The following is a 2,292-nucleotide window of genomic DNA, read 5'->3' on the forward strand; positions in this document are numbered from 1 at the left end:
AACTGCACTTTGGCACGTTCGATGCCGGTGGAGCAGGAGCCATCCACCTCATCCGATAAGGGCCGGTTGCCGCCGAAGGTTTCCGTCCTTTGACCAACGAGCTGTTCGATGAATTAACCAATTTGGCAATGTCTGCTTGCTAGGTATGGGTCACGAAGGGCGTCCTTGTCCTCGTCTCTGCTCCAAATGGGCCTATGGCCACCGGCCAGTCGGCCATCTTGGATCTGAGTTTCATTCACAACGGCCAAGAAGCCGGCCCGCAGGGAGCACCTTCAGGAGCACTCGCTGGCGATGATCGGCACCGCATGAGCGGTGTGAAACTGGCATTTGGGCTGTAGCCCGCGCCGGTTTCTCAGGTTTATCGTCACGAGCGGTTCTTCCAGAAGGACCTGCACAATGACATGTGCTCCCAGTGAACCGAGGTGCACCGCACCCTCCCTCCCGATCAATGAAGCCTTGGTGGCGCTCGTGCGCGTGATGGCGCGCGAGGCGGCCCGGTCGGATTTTGCCACGCATCGCGACGGGGAGGTCACCAATGGCTGACCTGCCTTTCGACCCGCATGCCAAGTACCTCACGGTCAAGGAGGTCGCTGCCCTTTTCCGCATCTGCCCGAAAACGGTTCGACGATGGATCGACGCCGGCGAACTGGCCGCCACCAAGCCCGGAGGTCACTGGCGGATCGCGCGGGCCGACCTGAAAGCCCTCGCAGCCGCCCGCGGCAACCGGGGTCTGGCCGATGTCCTCTAATGTCCTCTTCTGGGGCGGTTTTCTTGGGTGTCGGGAAAACGGGTCCACGGACTTCGGGTATAAATTCGTGACTGTGTTCTCCCGAATGTCCGCCCGAGGGCCACCGTGTCCACACATTTCACCAAAGCTCCCACAATCCAACTCATCAATGGAGATCACCAATGCCCTTTGACATGACAAAACCCCAATCCCTCGCCGACGTTCTTGATCGGCTGACCATCCGAGATGGCGGCTCCACTCGCCACCGCGACCAGGTTTCCGCCGTCCGGCGCGTGGCCGAGATGCTGGGCCGCGCACCTGCCGACCTGCCCTGCGACGCGCCGGGTCTGCGGATGTATCTCGACCGCATCCACCCCGCACAGCACCATATTACCGCGCACACTCTGGCCAACATCAAGACGAACCTCGCCACCGCCCTCCGCTCTGCCCGGGCGATCCCGCGGAATGCACCCAAGGTCCCCCGCACCGTTGCCTGGGAGGAATTCTTCCTGGCCGCGGAAGCCAAGCATCAGGTCTGGAGCCTGTCGCGTCTCGCGTCCTACTGCGCATGGCGCGGCCTTCAGCCTGCAGATGTCACGGACGAGGTGATGGCGGAATTCCAGGGCCATCTGGACGCGCGCCTGCTGACCAAGGACCCGGCGAAGCTGTGCAAGGAGATGGCCCAGATCTGGAACGGTATTGTCAAACGCAACGACCTGCCGTTCCCTTGCCTGTCCTACGAGAAGGGTGGTAGCCATCGCTGCCGCCCGTTGTCGACCTACCCGGAACCGCTCCAGGCGGAAATCCAGACCTATCTCGGGCGGCTCCGTCACGACGACCCCTTCGACACGAGCGGGCCGGATGAGGCGCTGCGCCCGACTTCGGTCCGCAACGTCGAGGCCCATCTGCGTCAGTTCCTCGATGCGTTGGCGGAAGCTGGCGAGGAACCGACCGGTATGAAATCGCTGGTGGATGTCGTGACGGCTGAAAACATGAAGGCGGCATTCCGCGTGATCATGAAACGGGCACCGTCCGACAAGATCCCGCCCGCCTGCAACAATATCGCCGCAACGCTGGTGGCTATCGCACGTTACCGCCTCGATCTGTCCGAGTTGGATCTCAAGGCAGTCCTCGCGATCAAGAAGAAGGTTACAACCAAGCCGAAGGGAATGAGCGCCAAGAACAGCGACCGCCTTGCGCAGTTCAACGACTGGGAGAATGTGCTGCGCATCGTCGGGCTTCCGGCGACGTTGATGGACGAGGCGGACCGGTCGCCGCGCAACCGCAAGGCGGCGCTGGCTGCCATGCACGCCGTCGCCATCGCCATTCTGCTGTCCTGCCCGGTGCGCGCCAAGAACCTCGCCAGTCTGGATCTGGAACGCCATATCAAGGCGCATCGCAGCGGCACGCACACCCGCTACACGATCCGGATCGAGGGCATTGAGGTGAAGAACGGCGAACCTATCGAGTTCCGGCTCAACAATCGCGTTTCGCGTTTGCTGCACCGCTACATCACTGTCTATCGCCCTTTGGTGTCGCGGGCGCAGGGAACGGCGCTCTTCCCG

At 62.3% G+C, this 2,292-nt stretch carries 3 protein-coding genes; all 3 read left to right on the top strand.

Features of this window, described 5'->3' with window-relative positions; genetic code table 11:
- Window positions 1-396: 396 nt before the first annotated feature.
- Entirely contained in the window at window positions 397-543 is a 147-nt protein-coding gene (locus BLR85_RS29430) for a hypothetical protein (protein ID WP_170844825.1), read from the top strand.
- Window positions 536-748, top strand: coding sequence for a helix-turn-helix domain-containing protein (locus BLR85_RS28155; RefSeq protein ID WP_068316599.1), 213 nt, complete (start codon window positions 536-538; stop codon window positions 746-748). Before BLR85_RS29430 ends, BLR85_RS28155 begins: the two co-directional genes overlap by 8 nt.
- 161 nt (window positions 749-909) lie before the next feature.
- On the top strand, window positions 910-2,292 hold a 1,383-nt coding region (locus tag BLR85_RS28160; RefSeq protein ID WP_093165190.1), incomplete at its 3' end, for a hypothetical protein.

This window comes from Aliiruegeria lutimaris (assembly GCF_900099935.1).
Classification (GTDB): domain Bacteria; phylum Pseudomonadota; class Alphaproteobacteria; order Rhodobacterales; family Rhodobacteraceae; genus Tropicimonas; species Tropicimonas lutimaris.